We start from the raw sequence: 21,991 nt of genomic DNA, 5'->3' as shown, positions 1-21,991 counted from the left end.
TCATAAAAAGTAAAATTTTAGAACATCTGAGCTATAACATATACCAATTACAAAAACATAGTTAAGTGAGAGCAGAAAAAGCTTTTTTTAAAACATGTATGCCAGCATCAGTTTTTGTTGCATCATTTGATAATATTTTTCGCCACTGCCGCACTCCATCTCGTCCATGAAATAAACCAATCATATGGCGTGTCACATGAGAAAGCTTTCCTCCTAATGCAATATGCTGAGCAGCATAATCACACATGGCTTCGATAAGATCACTCTCACTTAGATCATTCTGTGGTTCACCATATATTTCGAAATCAATATATTTTAATAACGTTGGATCATGATAAATTTGGCGACCAATCATAGTCGCATCACATAAATTTAAGTGTTTTTTTATTTCATAAATTGATTTAATTCCACCATTTATAGCAATGAATTTATTAGAGTACTTACGCTTTAACTTATAAACTCGTTCATAATTAAGTGGAGGAATATCGCGATTCTTTTTGGGACTTAATCCTTGTAACCATGCTTTGCGTGCATGTACCCAAAGTGCATCACATCCTGCATTCCAAACTTGATTTGCCAAAACATCCAAAGCGGTTTCTTCATCTTGTTTATCTACACCAATCCGACATTTAACAGTTACAGGTATCTTAACCACTTTTTTCATCGCTTCTACTGCATTTGCTACAATATCAGGATGTAACATTAAACAAGCACCAAAAGCACCTGCCTGAACACGATTTGATGGACAACCAACATTGAGATTTATTTCATTATAACCATAATCTTCTGCAATGCGCGCGGCTTCAACCAACTTTTGTGGATCAGATCCTCCTAATTGCAATGCAATTGGATGTTCTTTAGAATCAAAAGTTAACAACTGTTTACGCATACCATAAATGACAGCATCGGCTACAATCATTTCAGTATAAAGGAGTGCCTTTTTTGTAAAAAGACGATAAAAAAATCTACAATGCCGATCTGTCCAACCTAACATTGGTGCCACAGCAAATTTCACTGGTGCTGGAAGGCAATAAGATATCATAAAAGTATTACTTTCACATCTTCATTTAGAACTTTGTTATTACACGCATCAATTTTCTATTTATTTTTTTGCATAAGATTTTTACCAATTTTTCTTAATTAATCAAAACTTTATTCAAAGTAAATAAAGAAGAAATCTAAAATAGAACACCTCTCATCCAATAAGTTATGCTATAGGATTATGTAATTGATTTTATAAGGATTTTAAAATTTGTAATTTCAAAAAATATTCGAATAGTTTCTCAGTCATACAAACTCTCTTTTAAAAGTATTTTCTATATTTTAAGCTCTTTATAAGCGTGAGTTATGATTCATTTTGCTTAATCTTTTTTTTGATTTTTCATATAAGCGGCAAGAAGATCACTTTCTTGTTTATTAAATAAAAGCCCAAGTTTTGAACGACGCCATAAAACATCTTCATATGTTTGAGCCCATTCCTTTTCCATTAACCATTTTACTTCTACTTCATAAAGTCCATGTCCAAAATTTTGTCCTTTATCTGCTTTACCATTCTCAAATATCATCAATGCTTCTGAGCCATAAGATCTTGCTAATCTGCGCTGTGTAAAAGAGTCTAAATCTGGAAGAAAAAAAGCAATTTCATTTTCAATGATATCTAAATTATTATATGGAAAATCTCCCCCCGGAAGTATCGAATTGGCTGTCCACTCCTCTCCTTTTACACCAAGCGCTTTTTCAACGAATTTCATCGCATCTTCAGCCAATTTGCGATAAGTCGTAATTTTTCCTCCATAAAGATTAAGAAGTCTTGGTGCACTTTCTGCTCCCATTTCTTTCAAAACATAATTTCGCGTAATTTCCTGTGCTTTTGAAGCTCCATCATCATAGAGAGGACGCACACCAGAGTAACTCCAGACAATGTTTTCACGCAATACAGGTTTTATGAAATATTCACTTGCTGCTGTACAGAGATAGTCAATCTCTGTACTTGTAATATGAACATCAGCAGGATCTCCTTGATAATCACAGTCTGTTGTTCCAAGTAATGTAAACTCTTCTTGATATGGGATAGAAAATATAATACGCTTATCTTTGTTTTGAAAAATGTAAGCACGATCATGATCATAAAGCTTAGGAACTAAAATATGAGAGCCTCTAACAAGCCGTACTGGCGGATGCTTTTTACAATCTAGTACATCGACTAAAATATGATTAATCCAAGGACCCGTCATATTTGCAACGTAAGAAGCTGTGACACAATATTCTTTTTTACTTAATTTATCTCGAAGCATCATAAGCCACTTTTTATGTTCTCTCTTTAAAGAGAGAACTTCTGTACGTACTTTTATATCAGCGCCTCGATTTTCTGCGTCACGGGCATTAGCAATAACCAAACGGGCATCATCTACTCTTGCATCAGAATATTCAAATCCCTTATGATATTCTTCCTTAAGTATGGAGCAAAATTTTTTTGAAAAATTCACTGTTTTACTGCGCCACAATTTCTGATTCCAGCTTCCTAAATAATCATAGATAAAAAGTCCTAAACGTAATATCCAAGCAGGGCGTAACTCTTTATGATAAGGAAGGATAAAACGTAAAGGACGTACAATATGTGGAGCCATACGCCAAATAATTTCTCGCTCTTTTAGCGCCTCGCGAACGAGTCTAAACTCATAGTGTTCAAGATAACGAAGACCACCATGGATAAGCTTTGTTGAGGCACTGGATGTTCCTGATGCCAGATCATTCATTTCAGCTAATCCCACTCTAAATCCGCGTCCAGCTGCATCTCTTGCTAATCCACATCCGTTTATTCCTCCTCCAATAATAAACAGATCATAATGCGTTGTAGTTTTTATCATTTCGCTTTTCATATTGAATATGAGTGCTCTTTATTTGATGATTAATATATTTTTTTCCATAGAAAATATGGATAAGAGTTTAATATTCCTATAAGTAAAATAGCATTTAATAAATTTTTAAATCACAAAAATCTAGTATCATCCCTCAATATGAGCTACATAAAATGTTCATCTAGAAAAGGAAAAAACAGATATTTTATTTATATTTACCAAATTTATATTATATTTAGATACTTTATTACACAAAATTGATATCTTTATATAGTTTAAGCAATATCATAATTTAAAAATGAAGGTATACAGATGACCTACAGGCTTCAATACGCAAAAACGGCGTTTATTATAAAATTTTTAACAACAGTTATACTGAATATTCTAATCTGTTCTCCTTCTTTAGCAAATGAAAAACCATTAAATTCTTTAAGCTCAGACGAGATTAAAATACAACTTCTTGAAGATCCTACTTTTTTATCTAAACTTAAAGACAAAATTACACCACATATTGATACACATAATATTCAAAAAATTGTACGAGATTATTTACTTACGAATCCAGAAATTCTGATTGAAATGCAGTTTATACTCCAAGAAAAGCTGGAAAAACAAAACGAACAACAAGCTTCTGTTATCCATTCATTAAAAAAAGAAATTTTCCAATCACCCTATGATGCTGTTTTAGGTAATCCAAATGGTAAAAGAGTGCTAGTTGATTTCTTTGATTATAATTGTGGATATTGTAAAATATCTTATCCATATATAGAAAATTTGATAAAAGAGAACGCAGATCTGCGGGTAATCATTAAGGATTTACCCATTTTGGGACATGATTCTGTAGCTGCACACACTGTTGCCTATGCATTTCGAAAACAATTTCCTAAAAAATATCCTCAGTTTCATAAAGCACTTTTAACGAATCAAAACCGTGCAAATGAAGCTAAAGCCATTAAAATAGCAATTTCATTAGGAGCAGATGAAAAAAAACTCCGAAATGCAATGAAAGATCCCGACATCCAAAACATCTTTAAAGAAAATATTCAAATTGCTTCTCAGCTTAATATTATGGGAACCCCTTCTTATATCATTGGTAATAAAGTATTTAGAGGAGCATTGAATCAGGACATTCTAAAAGAAGCTATTGAAAAAATACAATGAACATTTCTTCTTTATCTCGTTAATTTTATAAAAGAGTACCGTAAACAAGATCATTTTATGCTTTCTCTTTTGTTGTAACCGGCTTATAAGTAGAGCTCCATAGATCGCATACTGATTCAAATTACAAAGTATCATTTAAAAAAATTAAGAACTTTTAAGAGAAGCCTCTAAAAAAAACCATCCCTAGTCTAGAGATATTTAGTCATAACAATTAAATAATGACGAACTTCATTGATCAAGGAGTTATAAATAAAATGGCAACAAAAAAAATAGATGCGGCAAAACATACCGCAATTAATACAAAAGTTATTCGTGATCTTGCTGAAATTTTAAATGATACAAATTTAACAAATATTGAAGTTGAACAAGGTGGTCTTCGTATTTGTGTCTCAAGACAAAATAACGCAGTTACTCCCGAGCAGACAATTTATGCCCCCATTTCCCCCCCTTCTATTCCTATGACTTCTCTTTCATCTCAAAAAGCAGAACAATCTCCAATACAAGAAGATAAATCAAAAAATGCGATAACATCTCCTATGGTTGGAACAGCCTATCTTGCGCCTTCGCCAGGCGCACAACCTTTCGTAGAGATAGGACAAAATGTTTCTGAAGGAGAAACATTACTTATTATTGAAGCAATGAAAACAATGAATCAAATTCCTTCACCACGTTCTGGAATAGTCACTACTGTTTTTGTTAAAGATGGCCAACCCGTAGAGTTTGGTGAACCACTTATTGTTGTTGAATAAAGCTAGGAGAAACTATGATTCGAAAAGTTCTCATTGCTAATCGAGGAGAAATTGCTCTTCGCGTTTTGCGTGCCTGCAAAGAGCTTGGAATAAAAACTGTAGCTGTCCACTCAACCGCTGATGCTGATGCAATGCATGTTCGTCTTGCCGATGAAAGTGTTTGTATTGGCCCTCCTCCAGCACGTGATTCTTATTTAAGTATTCAACAAATTATTGCCGCATGTGAGATTACAGGAGCTGATGCTGTTCATCCTGGCTATGGTTTTCTTTCTGAGAATGCAAAATTTGCAGATGTTCTAGAAGCACATAATATTACATTTATAGGTCCATCAGCGACACATATTCGAATGATGGGTGACAAAATCGAAGCAAAGAAAACCGCTCAAAAACTTGGAATTCCTGTAGTACCTGGTTCAAGTGGAGCTGTTAGTGAAGAAGCAGAAGCGCTACGTATTGCCAATGAAATTGGTTATCCTGTTATTATTAAAGCAGCAGCCGGTGGTGGTGGGCGCGGTATGAAAGTGGTATATTCTGAACAAGAGTTTTCTCTTGCTCTTCAAACAACTCGTTCAGAAGCAGGAGCAGCTTTTGGTGATGATTCAGTTTATATTGAAAAATATTTAGAAAAACCACGTCATATAGAAATTCAAATTATCGGTGATGGGATGGGAAATGCAATCCATTTAGGTGAACGTGATTGTTCACTTCAACGTCGCCATCAAAAAATATGGGAAGAAGCAACTTCACCTGCTCTTAATGAAACTGAACGAAAAAAAATTGGTGATATTGTTGCGAATGCTTGTGCCAGCCTTGCATATCGTGGAGCCGGTACAATTGAATTTCTTTATGAAAATGGCGCTTTCTACTTCATTGAAATGAATACGCGTTTACAAGTGGAACATCCTATAACTGAAGCGATTACAGGTATAGATTTAGTCCATGAACAAATTCATATAGCGTCTGGTAGCAAACTTTCATTTTCGCAAGAAGATATATGCTTTTCTGGCCATGCTATTGAATGTCGTATTAATGCGGAAGATCCTCTCAACTTTACACCATCACCTGGAACTATTACACATTTTCATACACCTGGAGGACTAGGAATTCGTGTTGATTCAGGTGCTTATTCAGGTTACCGCATTCCACCATATTATGATAGCATGATTGGAAAACTTATTGTTCATGGCCGAACACGTTTAGAATGTATGATGCGTTTACGACGTGCTTTAGATGAATTTGTGGTTGATGGAATAAAGACCACATTACCTCTCTTTCGAGATCTCATTAATAATCAAGATATTGCAGATGGTAATTACAATATTCATTGGCTAGAAAAATATCTTTCTCATCAATCGGACCTCTCCTAATTCATAATCCGATAAAATTAGTGAAGTCCATAAATAAAAAATAATTAATCATTTTATTATTTATAATAGGATTTTAAAAAATATATATCAAAATTGATAATTTTCTATTTTCCTTTTTATAAGTTTATGCTACTTCCTTCATGGTCATGCCCTTATAGCTCAGTTGGTAGAGCACCTGATTTGTAATCAGGGGGTCGGGAGTTCGAGTCTCTCTGGGGGCACCATTTTTTGTCTTCGACATATTAAAATATATAGTTTTTTCTTTAATTTTGTTTTTAGTCCACCTTCCACGGTTTATACAATTTTACCTAATTTGTTGTTACTTGTTCCTTATTTTTCTTTGGAATAAAGACTAAGATCTCTTTTTTTTCTCCATCTCACTGCTCTCCCTAGCTTATATGGTTTTGGAAAGACACCTTGAAAAACCCAATTGCGAATCGTTGTTGTCGATACGCTAAAAAGCTCTGCGCATTCACGGGTTGTTACATATCTATCGGCATCATTAAATATTATCTCATTATCTTTCTTTTTTATGTTAAATAAATGGGCGAAGGTACTGGGAAGAGGAGCTCCCCATAACATCAAGCAGCTTGTGCAAGATCTGTTTCATATCTTGCTCTATTTCCTCCGAGAATATCTCCACTGCTTGATTGATCTGTTTAATTTGTTCTTCATCATGGTTAACGCGTTTAATTTTCATATGCAAGTGAGATAATCTGCCTACAAAATGCGGATCAAAGCTAATGAAATGATACCACTTGCGTCCAGTGCACGCCATTTGGAATTGCATTTGTGCGTGATATTCAGGTTTTATCTCACTATTCATAAAAAAGCGTAGATGATTGATTGCGGACATTTAACCTCCACTAAACTATCTTCACTAATTAGCCTATCAGGACTTGCGCCGGCCATTTTCATTGTGGGATGTTGGATAAATCCGCACCTTATAACATCTGTATCATAGCTGATTGTTTTGTGATGAGATATACGTTTAAATCGATAGAAAAGCACCGTAAAAAGCGATTATATAATTTTTTGATTAAGCAACTATAAAATGCTTTATACGGTTAAATTTAAGATAAATAGACTACCTAGATTTTTTCAAAAACGTGTCATTCTATATGATTCACAAAAACTATCAATGAAACTTAAAAGGCAGAAGGCAAACAAAGCACTACAATTATGGTAGATATAACTACCATTGATACCATATATACAACATCCAATATTTCTGGACCTGTCATTTCTCTTCTCTCCTATAATAATTGCTTAGTAATTTATAAGTAAATAAGTTTTAAGCGGCATCTTGGATACTAATGGTAATCCCTTTTCCAAGAGTAATAAGAGTGGATTCTAAAGAGTCTAAGTTTGTTGCGTGATTTAAATCCAACAATCGGTCAATTTGTATTGGATTGAGTTTTAAAAGACGCGTAAGATCTGCTTTGCGTAAATTCTTTTCAACCATAGCGTTATGTATTGCAATTCTTAAAGTGACCAAAGAAGATACTTTAACAAAAGGATAAGTAGGATCACGAGCTCCAAAAGGGATAATTTCTCGACCTTGGAAACGCCCCATAATAAATGCTAAAAGCGCATTTTTAGCGTGCTCCAAAGCTTCTTTTTCATCATTACCATAGCTAATAAATTCCTGAAAACTTTGGAAACGACAAGAAGAGTATCATTATCATCCTTGATAAATTTAAGTGCATATTTCATTTACATTTCCACATGCAAACTTACTTAAGCCAAGATCTTTAAGAATTTTCTGCACTAATCCTGTTCCTAATTTCGCGTACCATACATAGGTCAAATGGATTTTTTAGAACCACAAATAGCCGCCTTTTCCTGAGATAAAAAACTGCAACCACGTTTTTTAATATATCTTTTTAATTCTTAACTGGCCGTAAATATAACATAACATCTAAAATGTTTAAATACAATGTGAGGCAGAAGCAAAGCTTATTCAAGAAACCCCTTTCCGCCGCTATACTCCAGCAGAATGGCGTATCAAAAACGTCAAACATAAGCTTGATAAAACGGGTGGATATACCACAAAAATAGACTGAGAAATTTTTAATAAAGCCCCAAAAAATGCTACAAAAAACCTCGCAAACACCATAGAAGACAAAGACGATACCCTTGACCAAAACGCTTTCCCGATTCTTCATATGCGAAGAATACGGCGTCATCCATGTGGATGAGGAAGATACATGAGAGGTTATAAATCAGATTTAGAGCTCTTATTAAAAAGGTTGTTTAAGTACCTCCCTTCTCTATCTTTAAAGGTGAGGAGAAGGTCAAGATACTTCTTCTAAAGCTGTCCCTTTCTTACAATTATTTTTCCTAGGTATTAAACTCATTTGCAAATCTAATGCACTTAAAACACTAAGAAAAGTAGAAAGGCGTGGATCACCTTTATCGCTTAAAGAACGATAAAGAGACTCTCTTGATAGCCCTGTATTTTGAGCGATTTTACTCATTCCTTGGTTTTTCGCTATGATGCCAAGAGCATGGGCAAGATACTTACTATCTTTGCTTTCAAGAGCATCTTCTAAAAGAATCCTTTGTGTCTCAGGTGTCTTGAAATATTCACTTGTGTCAAATTTAGTAATTTCCATGTTTTATTTCCTTTACCAATTGAAGAGCTTTTTCAATATCCCTTTGTTGGGTAGATTTATTACCCGCATTTAATAATAAAATGATTTGTTTACCTTGTTTGACAAAATAGATTCTATAACCAAGATCATGATGTATTTTAAATTCTCCAATTCTATAGAAAAATTTTATTTTACTATTCCCAAAAATACAGCTAAACACCGTTTAATTTCTACCATTTTATCTGTATGAATGAAACCAAAAGCTGGGCTAACTGTTTCACATTTTACTGTCATAATCTTATCAATCATTATTTGAGAGGGCTTTTGTAAACCATTTTTGCTGTCTGGTTGGACAGTAATACGCAGTAATGGCGCATCAACAAGTGTACTTGTAATTGGTAAAACCGTCACGCTTGTATGTTCATTAAATTGATTAGCTTGAATGATCAACGCGGGTCTTGGTTTACCAAAATCACCTTGTATTATTATTGTTACCAGAGAACCACGCATTATTCTATCCATCCATCAATATCCATTAAAGATTGATCCATAAATAACTGTATAGATGCATTGGCTTTATCCACTTTTGCCACTAAGCGGGTTTGACGGCGGCACTCTTCTGCAAAACTCGGCTGGCGTGTATCTGGAACCCAAATTTGCATTAAACGCAGACCTGCTTTTCTTTGTGCATTACGGTGTTTCTGAACCCGTTCATTAACGTGCATTGTACCCATAACAAAATCTCCTCTTGTTTCATGTAACGTATAACACAGAAAAAAGTTACATGAAACGAGATTTTTAATAAAACGCAATAATCACAATTTTTAACATTTACTCAGCCTCACCTTGTGTGGGGCTTTTTTTATGGAGAATTTTATGCGAAAAATATCACAAGAAGGGCTTGCTCTCATCAAACAATGGGAAGGCTTGCGTTTAAACGACTATAAAGATGCCACCGGTGTATGGACAATTGATTATGGACATACCAGTGCTGCTGGAAAACCTTTTGTACACAAGGGCATGACAATCACTGAAAAACAAGATAAAAAATTTCTTTGTTAAGACAATTTGAAAATACTTTTGCACGAGCTGTTATTGTCTCTTTGAATTCTCGGCAATTTGCAGCATTAGTATCCTTTTGCTATGAGTAGGAACAACAGCTTTTTACAACTCTACCTCAATATAGTGATTATGAAGCGGTATCAGCCGAATTACAAAAATGGACTAAAGCAGGTGGTAAGCGTTTGTAAGGTCTTGTACACTGGCGTGTGGCTGAAGCAGGATTGTGGTCAAAAGGCTCTTATGTTTCCTCGAACTACCAAACCGTGGAAACCAAAGAAGCAACAGGACGCTTTAAGGCTGAAGCCCTTGCCCCTATTATTGATTCTTTCTCAGGTCTTGGAGGCTTACTGGCAGGCAATGGTCCAGTGCAATGGGCTCTTGCTACCATCATGGTTTTAGCAGCAGGTGTCGCTATGTTCTTTGTCGCTAAATGCTTTCAGGAGCACTGCCTATGATCTTATGGGTGAAAAAATCTTCTTCTAACAAGTGCGGCTCTAACCGCTTTTTTATGGTTTTAGCCAAAGCTTTCACTCTTGGCAAAAAAGCAGAACAGCAAAAGCAAACAGAAAAAACGCTGAAGGCAGCAACAAAACGTCTGGAGGTGGAAAATGAAATTAATCAAAAAAGAGATGCTGATGTACGCGCTGCTCTCTCTCGTTGGCTACGGAGCAAATAAGTATGTTTCTTGTGTTGGTTGGTTACCCATTTATTTAAACAAAAGAGATGTTAACGTCATCAGTTCAAGCTTAGCAAAAGATATCTTAAAACATAACACCCTAGATGAACGTTTGTGTGGCTGGAAACATGGCTAGAAGAAAAATAAAAGATGATATAGAACTTACAGAAGCAGAAAAAGAAGTCCTTCAGGAAATCATTATGAGTTATAAAAGTGTAAAAGTGATATCACGTTATACCAAATGAATTGTACTCATTATACTCTTATGAGCACTTGACTTTTCACATATCCTAGATGCATTAGAAAGTATTTTTACACAAAAACTAAATTTTCGACTCTAAATATATTCCAAGACGTGCAAAATTCTTTAACCAATAAATCCTCAATTTTACACATCTCATGGAAGCAATCAATAATGTCTTTGCACATATGAAACAGTGGTTTACAAAACATTTATTCCATTCAAGTCGCTTCTGCTATAAATGCAGCCCACTTTTCCAAGAGAGCATGGCGTTGTTCTAAAAAATCTGTTCGCATATAAGCTTTTGTCACTGGACTCCCAACTGAATGGGCAAAAACAGTTTCGGCAATTTCAAAGGGTATTGACGTTGTTTCCGTTATCCTGTCACGAAGGCTAGATCTACAGCCATGAGGTCTATAATTCTTTTTTTTCATGAGTTAAAAAAGTATTACGTCAGATATAGGCTTTCCAAAACTCCCTGCAAATAAAAAAATATTTTTTTCAAAGGAGAGAGATTTTTCAATCACTTTCAAAGCTTTATGACTTAATGGCACACGAAAATTTGAAACTTTTACCACAATACCTTTTATATTTTCTTTCGGTATTATCCATATATCCTTATTTACTTGCTCAAGACGTAAATATCGCAATAGATATGACCGTACTCCGGTCAAAATCAAGAGCTTTAATAGTAAATTTGAAAGAATCTTATCATCTAAATTCTGATAGAAAGCCGGAACTTCTTGCCATGGCATAGCTAGAATATTTGTTGATGTAGCACGAGGCTTCCCTAAAAGGGCATGTGCTTTTATAGAAGCCTGTAGATCAATATCCAAACAAGAGCCGCAGTATATTTTAAGAGAATGTTAATATGATTAAGTGCTTTTCACGCTGTATATATTTTTCATACCAAAGAGTGCCAGAACATTGCGAATGATATTGACCGTTAAATTTTTTATAAATAGGCTACCTGTCTACGGAATAACGTACAATCCTAGTGAAGAAAACCAAGAACCTGTATTGTCTTTTCAAACATTCAATCATAGTCTTGGCCCATCACAATATTTCCCTTGAGGAGATGCCTTTACGAATGCTATTGATAACCTATGAATAGCCCTCTCTTAACTTACCTTCTCGTCCACCTCTGCATGCATCACCCATCATCTTTTAGGTTATCTTAAATTTTTGATTTGAGATTTTTTCTTTAATTCTTAATTCTTTTATTGGAACATAAAAAACTATACACATCAATACGCTTTTACACATATTTATATACTTTGAATCTTGTTGCTAAGCCTCAACTTGTTCTCTGGGAGCGTACCTTAACTTAAGGTTACAAATAAATTTTTGTTTTCTCATATCTTTTTAAAAGTATGAAATTCGTAAATAAAGATATGGAAATAAAATTTAAAAATATATGTATTAATTAATACAAATCAAATACTTCTATTCATAAAATATTTTTTATCAACGTGCCCTAATTCAAAAAGAATCTTATTTTTCGTTTTAATGTTCTTTTTCAAAGAGATGAGGACTCTCAACCATAAGTTGTTTTCTTGCTTTTTGTAATTCTTTAATAACTTCATCAATTTTTGATGAAGAATATGAAGCTCCTTTTTCATTTAATAAATGTTGCCTTTCTTTCGACTCATAAAAACACTGTATCTGAGATTGAACTATTCTCATTTCTTGAAAAAAAAGACGCCCAGTTTCTTTGAAACCATTATTAAGTGAAAAAAGTTGATCAGAAATTGATATCAAAATCTGTTTTAAAAATCGCTCAGTTTCTTGACGTTTACGATATTCTAAAATAAGAGCATGACTTATCTCATCCAACTGTTTTTTTGTGGAATCAATTTGGCGCAATAAATTTGGTTTTTCCCCCATATGACCTTCTCTCACTTTCAAAAGCATAGCATGAATATCTAATAACTGAACTGCAGAATGAGATAAACAATCAATTAATCTAAGCTTATTTGTGTAGCATTTTTGTGCAAACGTCATGAACTCACCTAGTAACTGGTTTTATATTCATTCCGCCACTTATTTTTGATTTTATAAAATTATTCTAAAGAAAGTGCTAAAATATTAGTCCCAATTTATCTTGATAAGAATTCTCATTTTTGTACTTAACGTGGAGCCAGTGGAGATAAAAAGCGCATAGGTGTATAAAGTATAAGATGTGTTGTTTTCTCTAATACACTACTACCATCAGCAAGAAGTGCCTGACTGGGTGATAATTCTGTACCTTGCATAATTGTTGATGCTAAAGAACCTTCTCGAGAAAGAGCCATCAGTGTTGGTGAAGATGCAAAGACATTATGTGTCCCACCATCAACATCAGAAAAATCAAGAACAGTTATTCCATTTTTACGCAACATTTCGATATCTGAACCGTCTCCAACACGATGATGCCCACCGGTAAGACGTCCTGACACAGCAAGAGCTTTATCCGCTCGAGATACCAAAATAGCTGTTGGCTGAGGTAATTTTTTAATATCATGCAATTGACGCTCAAACACATCAACATCAATATCCGGTGCTGCCATGAGAAAACTTGTAATACGGCGAATTGGTTTATATTTTCCTTGTAATGCAAGAGTTCTAAATGCCTCCATTATAACAAAATTACCCATAGAATGTGCAATAACCGAAATTTGATCAGCTTTAGTTTCACTGATAAGTGTTAAGAGCTCTATTAGTCCGTCACGTGCAAAATTGGCACTATCACGATCATAAATATAAAGAGGTATTGAACCAGCAGAAGGCCACGAATAATGAACAGCAACGACATCTAAAGAATAATCATATGTAAACTGAGCTGTACGAAATACGCCATCCGCAAAATTGTTATCATATCCATGAATAAAGAGAAAAATTTCTCTGTTTCCTTTAGGATGTTTTTCTAAAGCAGCATTTAATTGCTGCTTAAATTGTTCCTTGCTGTCATATTTTTGCAAAGCCACTGCCGCAAAATATTTATCATGAGTAGGTTTATACGCATTTATCTCAACAACACCCTTCACATGTCGTTGCGGAATTCCTACATCAACACGGTTATAGTGCACTTTATTTGATCGCTCTGCTCCATAAGGCTGGGAATAATTATTTTGCATCATACGACTTGTTGCAACATAGACTGGAACGATAGCTTTCGGAAGAATCGGATTCTTTTCAACCTTCTTCTGTACTGCAACCATAGATGGTGTTGCATGTATCCCATGCCACAGTACTGCACGCGATTGACTACATGCTGTTAATAACAAAATGCAAACAAAAAATGTTAGACATTTCAAAATTACTATACTTTTCACCTCAATACCACCCCACTTTATCGAAAAGAGCAAACATTTCAAATCTATCGCAAAACTTCTAAAAATCTGAAATGAAATCATTATTAGGAACACACTAATAATGATACAGAAAAAAACTGCTATAATGCTCCTAACATCCCCTTTTATACAAAGCACTCTTGCTGTAAAATGCTCAAATGGTGCGGTCGAGAAGTACCATTTTCTAACGTTTTCTTAATTGTTTTCAATAGGTTAATAAAATTATTAAAAAATGAAACCACCCTTTGAACCACCCTATATATGAAATCTATAACACCATCAAATAGCATCATCATCTATATATTTCAATTGCGAATCACAATTTCTTTTCGAGGAATTTTTTTAGCCTTACCAGATGTCCAGAGGGTCTCAACTTCTAAAAAGTCAAAATCTTTAAAAATCTCTCGTACCGCATCACAATCATTCAGACTCAAGACAAACTTACCTTGGATATTTTGGAGAAGCTTTGCCATGCTCACAAAATCCTTCTCGTCAAAATTTCCTGAGCTATAACATTTCTTCTTCATAAAGTAAGGCGGATCTAGATAAAACAAACTGTCTGGAGCATCAAAAAGTTGAACAACACGCTCCCATGAATAATTTAAGATTGTTGTATCAAGCAATTTTTGCCTCACACATCTCATCCTTGCTAAAAGCTTATCGGGGTTAAAGCTTATCGTCTTTTTTCTTGCAAAGCTAAAAGAGACGTAATCTTTTTTCCCATACATCACACAACGTTGAAGAAACAAAAAGCGCGCTGCTCTTTCAACTTTGGTAAGGCTCTCTGGATCAATAGCCGCAAGTTCAAAAAACAACTGTCTTGAACAAACAAACCACTCCAATCGCTTGGCTAAAGCATCAAAGTCATTTTGAACACACTGAAATAGATTGGTGATCTCTCCATTCAGATCATTGATGACGGAATATTTCGCTGGTCGTTTGTTTAGGAAAATAACCCCTGAACCCAAAAACGGTTCAATATAGGTTTCATGGTCAATAGCATTTAAAATTGGTATAATTTTCTTCCGTAGATAATGTTTTCCACCCATCCACGCAAACAGTGTCTGTGTCAATTCTTGTTTTATCATATTTTTAAAGGAAATATTTTGTAGTCTCTAACTTTTTGTTATCCATCTTTTTAAGTGTGAGAAGCTATTTTCTATGGCATCTATGAAACGGGAAAAATCCATGACAAAGATAAAGACAGCAAAGGCCCCCCATTTCATAAGACGTGACATCATCTTTAAGCCTTGATAGGTCTCCAGCATCTCAAGGAGCAGTTGGCGTTCTTTTTCTGTTAAATCTTGTTCTTTTCTGCTTTGTTTCTTAACCATCTTGCCAACCACACACGTGAGCCCCCTGTTGATTATGCTTTAAAATATCCCTTGCGAGGTGAGAACTGATGACCTGAACATCCTGTTGATCTAAATAAATGGGCAACCAACCAACACAAGAAACTGATCTATTTGTCCCGCATCCAACGAGACAGAGCAGCACGCACACCACTATCACTTTTTTGATTAACTTCATTTTCAACCTCAAAACGTGTTGTCGCTCTCTTTAATGCTGTCTCTACCTGCTTTTGACGCTCGCTCTTCTTTCCAAGGTGAAAGGCTTTAGCCAAAGCTATAAAAAAAACGGCTATAGCCGTTAACAGAAAAGACAGATTTCTTTTAAGATATAAAATCATAACCGCTGTTCCTTAAAGCGTTTTGTGACTATAAAAACCCCTGTTACAGCAGCTAGAACCATCATCCCTGCCAAAACCCATTGGATAGGACCATTGCCTGCAAAAAGCCCTCCAAGCCCTGAACAGGACCCTATAATCGGTGCAAGCGCTTCTATCTTGAACAAACCGCTCCTCTCTTTCGTTTCTACCTTTTGATAATTGGAACAAACATAAGATCCCTTGGCCCATAACCCTGCTTCAGCGGCGCGACGATTGACTAATCCTTGAAGCGGTTTACCTCCTACCTTATTCCATTTCTGTAATTCTGTAGGAACAGCTTCATAATCCCCTTTATTGAGCTTTTTTAATAAGGTCGATTGGCAAAAGGCGGTTGTGCCTACATTATAACAAAACGACACCAATGCCGCGAATTGCGCATCCGTTAACGAAACCATGACAAACTGCTCTACCGCATGCTCAAATTGCTCTAAATCTTTACAAAGTATCTCTTCGGCTTGTTCTTTCGTAATACACATGCCCTTATGCACCAAAGGTTTGCCCGCATAACTGGTGTGACCATAACCAATCGTCCACACACATGCCTCATCTCTATAAGCCTCTAAGCGTAAACCTTCCCATTGTTTAATAAGCTCTAAACCTTCCTTCGATATCTTGCGCATTTGCTCCTCCATAAAAAAAGCCCCACAAAAGTGAGGCTGAATAAAAATGAGACTGGATCCTTCTATGAAGTTTCTCAAATAAAACGACGTGGACGACAGCATCCACGCGCTCCTACCTTCTCATCCGTAAAATTACGAGAATGCACGCTCTGACGAAAAAAACTACCGCATTCTGCTCCATCCTGCCAACTCCCACCACCAATCAAAACATGCATATCACTCTTTGAAGGATCACTTTGATTGGGAACCGGGAAAAACTCTGATAAATATTGCGAAACATAACCATAACCATCCTCACAACCAATATGCGAGATCATACGACGTTCTTGTGTATCCTTATGACCTCCTGAATGGGCTGGTGTAGGCGCTTGTTGTCCCTCAATACTGCTATTTTCATTGCTTCCATACATCGCTGAAAGAAAATCCTCATGACCCAATAACCTTTTCTTTACCTGCATCATATCCTTGGCATGATCTGTATAAGAACGATTGCTGGTGATCGGAACACCATAGGCTGATTTGGTATCTTCCCCCTTACCGGATTGAAGATAGATATCCACCCAAAGATCTCTTCTAGGATCGTAGACCATACCTTCTGGGGAACAATGCGGGCGATGATTGAGACACCAAACAGAACGGGGTAAAATATCCCCTGCTTTATAACCGGATAAAGGATGATACGCAGAATAGCCAACATCTGCACAAAGCGTATGAAAACCGCCTATCTGCTTCCAATTATATGTTGAAATGTCTGCATCACGGGGAGAACTTTTATACTCTGACACAATCAGTTTTTGGTCCTCTCTCCCCCCATTCACCAAATAGACATAATAATCCTTACCGGCTGAAAGACCTGAAGAAGGAAGCGCGACCTCTGTAGAACTGCTCGTAAAACTGACCAGCTGTATATCACTCCCATCCTTGACAGAAATATGCGTTTCTCCTTCTAAAATGAGCCGTTTGGTTATATCTGTCTTCAGAAATGGCGTGGACTGGGTAAAAACATTCCAACTTAACTTTTTGAGAAGATCAGAAGCGCTACGTTCACAAGCCGTTTTGAACTCTTGTGCTAATGTTTTTGCTTCTTCCACCTTCGTTTGGACCGTACGGATGTTATTAGAGACGTTGCTCACAGAAAGATCCATATCGTCTAGGTCTTTTTCTAATTGCTCCGTTTTTTGGAATGTCTGTGTGAGCCATCTCTTCGTACTATTATTCTCTCGTATTGCATGACTCGCGCTTTGCTTGGCTTCTTCGATTTCTTTCTTCGCTTTTGTAATTTCTTCCTTCACTTCCGCGATTTTTTCCTGCGCATTCTTGGCTTCTTCCTTCGCATTCTGCGCATTGCGATCGGCTCTATCGGCTTTTATATCCGCTGACATGGCTTTCAAGCGGGCATCATAAGCAACTGTTTGCGCATCGGACGCTATGGCCATCGCTTCATCATCTGCCGTTTCGCTTATTTCTTCATCTTCCTCAACATCTGAACCTTCTGAGGCGGCTTTGACTTCTTTGGCTATACGAAGGGCTTCAGAGGCATTCTCTTGTGCTTGCTCTGATGTCGTTTTTAATGTCTCTAAACTACTTTTTACCCCTTCTGCTGTATTCTTGGCTTCTTGTGCCAAACTCTTGGCTTGGCTTGCTTGTTGGGTCGCTTCTTCAGCCTTGTTGCTCGCTGTTTGTGACGATTGATGCGCTTGTTCTACACTTTGTTGAAGCGCATTAACCCTTTGGCGCATTTCCGATAAATTCAGGGAATTGAGCCTGCTCGTGGCTTGCTCGGCAAGTGTCTTGGCTTCATTGGAGGTGGTGTTTGCCAATTCAGCATGGCTCTTGGCATCTGTCGCTTTCGTTAACGCCTCATCTGCTGTCGACTTCGCATTCTTGCCTACTTCTTGCGCTTGACTTGCCTCTTCTTTCGCAGCTGAAGCGGCTGTTTCTGCCTTTTGCGCTGTTGACAAGGCTCCTGATGCATCCGTTTTTACCAAATCAAGTGAGGCTTTGAGCGTCTCTATAACCTGTTCAACATCATTGATTTTATGACGTGCTCCATCCGCCGATTGCTTGGCTTCTTCTGCTGTTTGCCGCGCTTGCTCTGCATCATCTTTCGCATTGGAAACGCTCTCTTTTATAGTCTTTACAGAATCTTTGGCTTCATTGGCTTCTCTCCACGCTGAACTTGCTGATTGCTTGGCTTCTTTTGCTTCCATTTCTGCCAAGCTCGCTTTTATACTCGCTCCATGTGCTGCTTCCTTGGCTTTACCCGCCTCATCTTTCGCGGCATAAGCTTGTGATAAAGAAGAACCGGCGGTTTTCTTGGCTTCTTCCGCTGCACTCTCTGCCAAGCTGGATTTTATTCTTGCTCCATTCGCTATTTCCTTGGCTTTATCTGCTTCATCTTTGGCGGCATAAGCTTGCGATAAAGTGGAGCCGGCGGTTTTCTTGGCTTCTTCTGCTGCCATTTCTGCCAAGCTCGCTTTTATACTCGCTCCATCCGCCGATTGCTTGGCTTCTTCGGCTTTATTTAAGGCTTGATAGGATAAATTCTCTGAACTTTGCGCCTTCTTTTGTGCTTGATCGGCATCATGTTTCGCATAAGAAGCCGCTTCTTTGGAGGCTGTAGCCGTTTCTTGCGCTTTTTCTGCTAATTGCTCTATCTTATCTATTTTGCTCTGTAATTTGTCTGAAACACTCTTGGCATCTTCTGCTAAACTCTTTGCTTCTGTAGCCTGTTGAGAGGCTTGATCTCCCGTGGCTTTTGCTGCATTCGCTGTCGATAATGCCAAGTCTGATGACGTTTTTAATCCTATAAGCTCTTGCTTTACTTCTTCTGATATTCTTTTTGCTGCCTCTACTTGCTCTTTTACATCCCTTGTTTCTGTAAGCGCGCTTGTCAAGGTTTCCTTGGCTTGTGTAGCCAATTGCTTTGCATCACTGCTCATACTCTTTGACGCTTCTGAGAGGGTCTTGGCTTCTTCTGCCTTACTCTTTGCATCATTCGCTGTATTTACCGCTGTTGCTGATTCACTCCTTGCATGATTAGAAGCTAGCAAGGACTGTGAAGCGCTCTCTTTTGCTTCTGAAGCTAAACTTTCTGCTGTTTCTGCTTTCTTCTTTACCTCTTCAACTAAACTTTTGAGCGCTTCTCCCCCTCGAAGGGTTTCTCCATCCGTAACAACAGCCCGTTCTGCAACTGCTTTTGCTTCTAAAGCGACCTTTGAGGCTTCTGACGCTGCCTGCTCTGCTTCATTCGCTTTCCTACGAGCAGTCTCTGAGACACTTTTCGCTTCCTCTGATAAAGCCTTGGCTTCAACAGACTTCGTCAAAGCTTCTGAAGCTTGCTTGCTTGTCTCTTCTCCTGTTTGTTTGGCCGCATTCGCTGTGGAGAGAGCTGTATCTGAAACTTCTTTGATGTCTTCTATCTTTTGTTGAACGCTTTCAAAACGCGCTTTGCTTTCTTGCGCTAAGCTCTTTGCCTCTTCCGATAGACTGTGTGCACGCTCTGCTATGCTTTTCGCATCATTGGCTGTTGTAGATGCCAAGCCTGCTGTTGCTTGCGCATCCAGAGAAGCGGTTCGTGATGCCTCCGATGCCTGTTGGGCCTCCGTAGAGACCTTGATTGCTTTATCGGATAATGCCTTAGATTCTTCACAAACACTTTTGGCCTCTTTAACGAAAACAACAGCCTCAGAAGCTTGCTGCTTCGCATCACTGGAGGCTGTAAGCGCGCTTGTCGACGCCTGCTTGGCGGCGCTTGCATCCAAAACCGCTCTATCAACCAAAGATTTTGCTTCATTCGCTATACCTGCAACCTCTTCACTTTTCTTTTGAGACGCTAGGGAAGCTGTCTTCGCATCATGGGCTGTTGTAAGCGCCTGTGAAGAATGCTCCTTGGCATCCCTAGAAGAAGTGAGGGCATTGGTGGAGGCATCCTTCGCTTCCAATGCTAGCTGTTTTGCTTCTGCTGCTTTACTCTTGCCATCTGCTGCTTCTGAAACTGCTTTATCAACACTGCTTTGTAGAGAAGTTACTGTTGCTTGCACTGTTTCACTTATCTGCTTGGCTTCTAAAGAGACTCTTGAGGCTTCACCCGATGCGGCTTCGCATTCTTCTGCTTTCGATAATGCTTTTGAAGCCGTAGCTTGTGCTTCTCCAGAAAGACTTTGGGCTCTCTCTGCAAGCGATCGTGTTTCTTGAGACAGACTAACGGCTGTCTCAACAGAGCTTGCTACCTGTTGAGCGGTCTTGGTGACCTCTGTGACTGAACTGACCGCTTGCTCTGCTAAACGCTTCGCTTCTGTCGCTACCTGCTGAGCACTGTTGCTTGAAGATTCTGCTTGATGAGAGCTCCTCAAAGCTCTTTCACTTGCCTCCTTGGCTTCATTGGCTGTACGAGATGCACCTTCTGCTACACCCTTAAAAGATTCTGCTAACTCCTTCGCTTCTGTCGCTACCTGCTGGGCTGTTTCTGCAACACTCTTGGCTCTCTGAGAAACTGTCTTAACTTCATGACATGTTGCAACGGCTGTGGCTGCGACTTGCGTCGTCTCTGTCGCTGTTTGTTCCGCTTGCATTGCTACTTTCGAAATCGACGAAACCTCTTGCTTAACTTCTCGTATGCCTTCTGTCGCTATTTTCTTGGCTTCCTCCGACAATGTCTGTGATTCAACCGACTTGCTTAAAGCTTCTAAGGCTTGCTTGCTGGCCTCTTCACTGGCCTGCTTGGCTTGTGTCGAAACCAAGAGTGATTGATCTGAAGCCGTCTTAGAAAGTTCTGACAAAGTCTTGCTTTCTTCTGAGAGAAGTTTTGCAGCATCAGCTATCTGTTTGGCTTCTAACGCTCCATTCTTTGCTATCAGAGAAGATTGTTCGGCTTCTCTAGCACTGGCTTCTGCTCGTTGTGAGACTGTCTTGCTTTCTTCTGAGGTCGACTGCGCTAATCCTGAAGCTGTTAAGGCTTGTGAGGATTCCGCCTTGGCTTCTCTTGCTATACGCAATGCACTCTCACTTTCCTGCTTGGCTTGTGTAACTGTTGCCAATCCTGAGCTTAATAAACCTTTCGCCGTATCAACTTCTGATATGTTCTTCTCAACAGCTGCTTGCGCGCTTTCCGATATTCTCTTGGCTTTTGAAGCTATCGTTTGCGTTTCTTGCGATAATCTTTCTGCTGCCTCCGATTTAAGCTTGGCTTCTGCCGAGACCAATTGTGCTTCTGCCGCTGTTGTTTTGGCTTCTGAAGCTGTCTGCTCTGCTCTTCCTGCACTCTCTTGTGCACTGTTTGCACGCGTGAGCGCATTGCCAACACTTTCAACCGTTCTTTGCACCTCTGTAAGCGCCTGCTCTGATAGTCTTTTGGACTCTTCTGCCTTTTGTTGGGCGCCATTTGCACGGGCGGTTGCCGTTTCTACTTCTTTCCTTACATCGACAACCTGTTCTAACGGCGCAAAAGTTTCATAAGAATAAAGGCAAGCCGTCCCTAACAACTTGGGAACAACAACCGTATCTTGCGAACGCCCCTCTATTATCTCTTCTTTGGTTGCCGTTGGGAGATAATATTCATGGGTATGGTGGGGTATACTCATTTCTTGCTTCCTTACAT

General features: G+C 37.9%; 16 protein-coding genes, 1 tRNA gene and 8 pseudogenes. 8 read left to right on the top strand and 17 right to left on the bottom strand.

Going from position 1 to position 21,991, the window contains the following annotated elements:
• Positions 1–61: 61 nt before the first annotated feature.
• Positions 62–1,042, bottom strand: a complete 981-nt coding sequence (gene dusA / locus K3248_RS03760) for a tRNA dihydrouridine(20/20a) synthase DusA (protein WP_220717004.1) — start codon at positions 1,040–1,042, stop codon at positions 62–64.
• Positions 1,043–1,361: 319 nt separating this feature from the next.
• Positions 1,362–2,879, bottom strand: coding sequence for a glycerol-3-phosphate dehydrogenase (glpD, locus tag K3248_RS03755; RefSeq protein ID WP_220717003.1), 1,518 nt, complete (start codon positions 2,877–2,879; stop codon positions 1,362–1,364).
• A gap of 291 nt (positions 2,880–3,170) precedes the next feature.
• Here glpD and K3248_RS03750 point away from each other — a divergent pair, with 291 nt between their 5' ends.
• From K3248_RS03750 to K3248_RS03735, 4 genes are all read left to right on the top strand, one after another.
• Entirely contained in the window at positions 3,171–4,019 is an 849-nt protein-coding gene (locus tag K3248_RS03750; RefSeq protein ID WP_220717002.1) for a DsbA family protein, read from the top strand.
• Positions 4,020–4,273: 254 nt separating this feature from the next.
• Positions 4,274–4,768, top strand: coding sequence for an acetyl-CoA carboxylase biotin carboxyl carrier protein (gene accB / locus K3248_RS03745; protein ID WP_220717001.1), 495 nt, complete (start codon positions 4,274–4,276; stop codon positions 4,766–4,768).
• A gap of 14 nt (positions 4,769–4,782) precedes the next feature.
• Entirely contained in the window at positions 4,783–6,135 is a 1,353-nt protein-coding gene (gene accC, locus K3248_RS03740; protein WP_220716999.1) for an acetyl-CoA carboxylase biotin carboxylase subunit, read from the top strand.
• Positions 6,136–6,283: 148 nt separating this feature from the next.
• Positions 6,284–6,359: transfer RNA gene (locus K3248_RS03735), tRNA-Thr, on the top strand.
• A gap of 84 nt (positions 6,360–6,443) precedes the next feature.
• Here K3248_RS03735 and K3248_RS08705 read toward each other — a convergent pair.
• The 3 genes and pseudogenes from K3248_RS08705 to K3248_RS03725 form a co-directional block, all read right to left on the bottom strand.
• Positions 6,444–6,648: pseudogene (locus K3248_RS08705) on the bottom strand (helix-turn-helix transcriptional regulator).
• A 22-nt stretch (positions 6,649–6,670) separates the two neighbouring features.
• A pseudogene (locus K3248_RS03730) lies at positions 6,671–7,098 on the bottom strand (YqaJ viral recombinase family protein); the annotation flags it as partial.
• 331 nt (positions 7,099–7,429) lie between these two features.
• Entirely contained in the window at positions 7,430–7,747 is a 318-nt protein-coding gene (locus K3248_RS03725; RefSeq protein ID WP_246588263.1) for a type II toxin-antitoxin system HicB family antitoxin, read from the bottom strand.
• A 331-nt stretch (positions 7,748–8,078) separates the two neighbouring features.
• Between K3248_RS03725 and K3248_RS08700 the strand changes: the two are divergent.
• Positions 8,079–8,349: pseudogene (locus K3248_RS08700) on the top strand (late control protein); the annotation flags it as partial.
• An 83-nt stretch (positions 8,350–8,432) separates the two neighbouring features.
• On the opposite strand, the gene K3248_RS03720 reads toward K3248_RS08700, so the two are convergent.
• The 4 genes and pseudogenes from K3248_RS03720 to K3248_RS03705 all read right to left on the bottom strand — a co-directional run bounded on the left by K3248_RS03720 (position 8,433) and on the right by K3248_RS03705 (position 9,466).
• Positions 8,433–8,753: an addiction module antidote protein gene (locus K3248_RS03720; protein WP_220716998.1), complete on the bottom strand. Its 321-nt coding sequence runs from the start codon at positions 8,751–8,753 to the stop codon at positions 8,433–8,435.
• Positions 8,740–8,922: pseudogene (locus K3248_RS03715) on the bottom strand (type II toxin-antitoxin system RelE/ParE family toxin); the annotation flags it as partial. The gene K3248_RS03720 and the pseudogene K3248_RS03715, both read right to left, overlap by 14 nt.
• Entirely contained in the window at positions 8,919–9,242 is a 324-nt protein-coding gene (locus K3248_RS03710; protein ID WP_220717161.1) for a type II toxin-antitoxin system PemK/MazF family toxin, read from the bottom strand. The pseudogene K3248_RS03715 and the gene K3248_RS03710, both read right to left, overlap by 4 nt.
• Positions 9,242–9,466, bottom strand: a complete 225-nt coding sequence (locus K3248_RS03705) for an antitoxin MazE family protein (protein WP_220716996.1) — start codon at positions 9,464–9,466, stop codon at positions 9,242–9,244. The genes K3248_RS03710 and K3248_RS03705 overlap by 1 nt, the downstream gene beginning before the upstream one ends.
• A 142-nt stretch (positions 9,467–9,608) precedes the next feature.
• On the opposite strand from K3248_RS03705, the pseudogene bgtA (K3248_RS08695) reads away from it, so the two are divergent.
• The 3 pseudogenes from bgtA (K3248_RS08695) (at position 9,609) to K3248_RS03685 (ending at position 10,811) form a co-directional block, all read left to right on the top strand.
• Positions 9,609–10,249, top strand: a pseudogene (gene bgtA / locus K3248_RS08695) (gene transfer agent endolysin BgtA).
• A pseudogene (locus K3248_RS03690) lies at positions 10,246–10,470 on the top strand (hypothetical protein). Before bgtA (K3248_RS08695) ends, K3248_RS03690 begins: the two co-directional pseudogenes overlap by 4 nt.
• Before the next feature lie 128 nt (positions 10,471–10,598).
• Positions 10,599–10,811 (top strand): annotated as a pseudogene (locus K3248_RS03685) (hypothetical protein).
• A 121-nt stretch (positions 10,812–10,932) separates the two neighbouring features.
• Here the strand turns inward: K3248_RS03685 and K3248_RS03680 are convergent.
• From K3248_RS03680 to K3248_RS08680, 8 genes and pseudogenes are all read right to left on the bottom strand, one after another.
• A pseudogene (locus K3248_RS03680) lies at positions 10,933–11,823 on the bottom strand (tyrosine-type recombinase/integrase).
• Between the two features lie 394 nt (positions 11,824–12,217).
• On the bottom strand, positions 12,218–12,715 hold the full coding sequence (locus K3248_RS03675) for a hypothetical protein (protein WP_220716994.1): 498 nt from the start codon (positions 12,713–12,715) through the stop codon (positions 12,218–12,220).
• A 125-nt stretch (positions 12,716–12,840) separates the two neighbouring features.
• On the bottom strand, positions 12,841–14,025 hold the full coding sequence (locus K3248_RS03670) for an alpha/beta hydrolase (protein ID WP_220716993.1): 1,185 nt from the start codon (positions 14,023–14,025) through the stop codon (positions 12,841–12,843).
• A gap of 323 nt (positions 14,026–14,348) precedes the next feature.
• Complete coding sequence (locus K3248_RS03665) at positions 14,349–15,131, bottom strand: DNA adenine methylase (protein WP_220716992.1); 783 nt, start codon at positions 15,129–15,131, stop codon at positions 14,349–14,351.
• 27 nt (positions 15,132–15,158) lie between these two features.
• Positions 15,159–15,389 carry a hypothetical protein gene (locus K3248_RS03660; protein ID WP_220716844.1) on the bottom strand — a complete coding sequence of 77 codons (231 nt, stop codon included), beginning with the start codon at positions 15,387–15,389 and terminating at the stop codon, positions 15,159–15,161.
• A gap of 116 nt (positions 15,390–15,505) precedes the next feature.
• On the bottom strand, positions 15,506–15,733 hold the full coding sequence (locus K3248_RS03655; RefSeq protein WP_220716843.1) for a hypothetical protein: 228 nt from the start codon (positions 15,731–15,733) through the stop codon (positions 15,506–15,508).
• The gene (gene bgtA, locus K3248_RS03650) at positions 15,730–16,392 is read right to left on the bottom strand and encodes a gene transfer agent endolysin BgtA (RefSeq protein ID WP_220716842.1); all 663 of its coding nucleotides are present in this window, start codon (positions 16,390–16,392) and stop codon (positions 15,730–15,732) included. Before bgtA (K3248_RS03650) ends, K3248_RS03655 begins: the two co-directional genes overlap by 4 nt.
• Positions 16,393–16,466: 74 nt before the next feature.
• Positions 16,467–21,974, bottom strand: a complete 5,508-nt coding sequence (locus K3248_RS08680) for a phage major tropism determinant (protein WP_246588260.1) — start codon at positions 21,972–21,974, stop codon at positions 16,467–16,469.
• Positions 21,975–21,991 lie beyond the last annotated feature (17 nt).

The sequence above is a fragment of the Bartonella raoultii genome, from assembly GCF_019659805.1.
In the GTDB taxonomy this organism is placed as follows: domain Bacteria; phylum Pseudomonadota; class Alphaproteobacteria; order Rhizobiales; family Rhizobiaceae; genus Bartonella; species Bartonella raoultii.
This window is presented reverse-complemented; position numbering and strand designations above follow the sequence as displayed.

Coding starts and splice junctions, on each gene's coding strand:
- glpD (WP_220717003.1), bottom strand. CDS start 2,879: ATGAAAAGCGAAATGATAAAAACTACAACGCATTATGATCTGTTTATT.
- K3248_RS08680 (WP_246588260.1), bottom strand. CDS start 21,974: ATGAGTATACCCCACCATACCCATGAATATTATCTCCCAACGGCAACC.
- K3248_RS03705 (WP_220716996.1), bottom strand. CDS start 9,466: ATGGGTACAATGCACGTTAATGAACGGGTTCAGAAACACCGTAATGCA.
- K3248_RS03710 (WP_220717161.1), bottom strand. CDS start 9,242: ATGCGTGGTTCTCTGGTAACAATAATAATACAAGGTGATTTTGGTAAA.
- K3248_RS03655 (WP_220716843.1), bottom strand. CDS start 15,733: ATGATTTTATATCTTAAAAGAAATCTGTCTTTTCTGTTAACGGCTATA.
- bgtA (WP_220716842.1), bottom strand. CDS start 16,392: ATGCGCAAGATATCGAAGGAAGGTTTAGAGCTTATTAAACAATGGGAA.
- K3248_RS03750 (WP_220717002.1), top strand. CDS start 3,171: ATGACCTACAGGCTTCAATACGCAAAAACGGCGTTTATTATAAAATTT.
- K3248_RS03720 (WP_220716998.1), bottom strand. CDS start 8,753: ATGGAAATTACTAAATTTGACACAAGTGAATATTTCAAGACACCTGAG.
- K3248_RS03675 (WP_220716994.1), bottom strand. CDS start 12,715: ATGACGTTTGCACAAAAATGCTACACAAATAAGCTTAGATTAATTGAT.
- K3248_RS03665 (WP_220716992.1), bottom strand. CDS start 15,131: ATGATAAAACAAGAATTGACACAGACACTGTTTGCGTGGATGGGTGGA.
- dusA (WP_220717004.1), bottom strand. CDS start 1,042: ATGATATCTTATTGCCTTCCAGCACCAGTGAAATTTGCTGTGGCACCA.
- accB (WP_220717001.1), top strand. CDS start 4,274: ATGGCAACAAAAAAAATAGATGCGGCAAAACATACCGCAATTAATACA.
- accC (WP_220716999.1), top strand. CDS start 4,783: ATGATTCGAAAAGTTCTCATTGCTAATCGAGGAGAAATTGCTCTTCGC.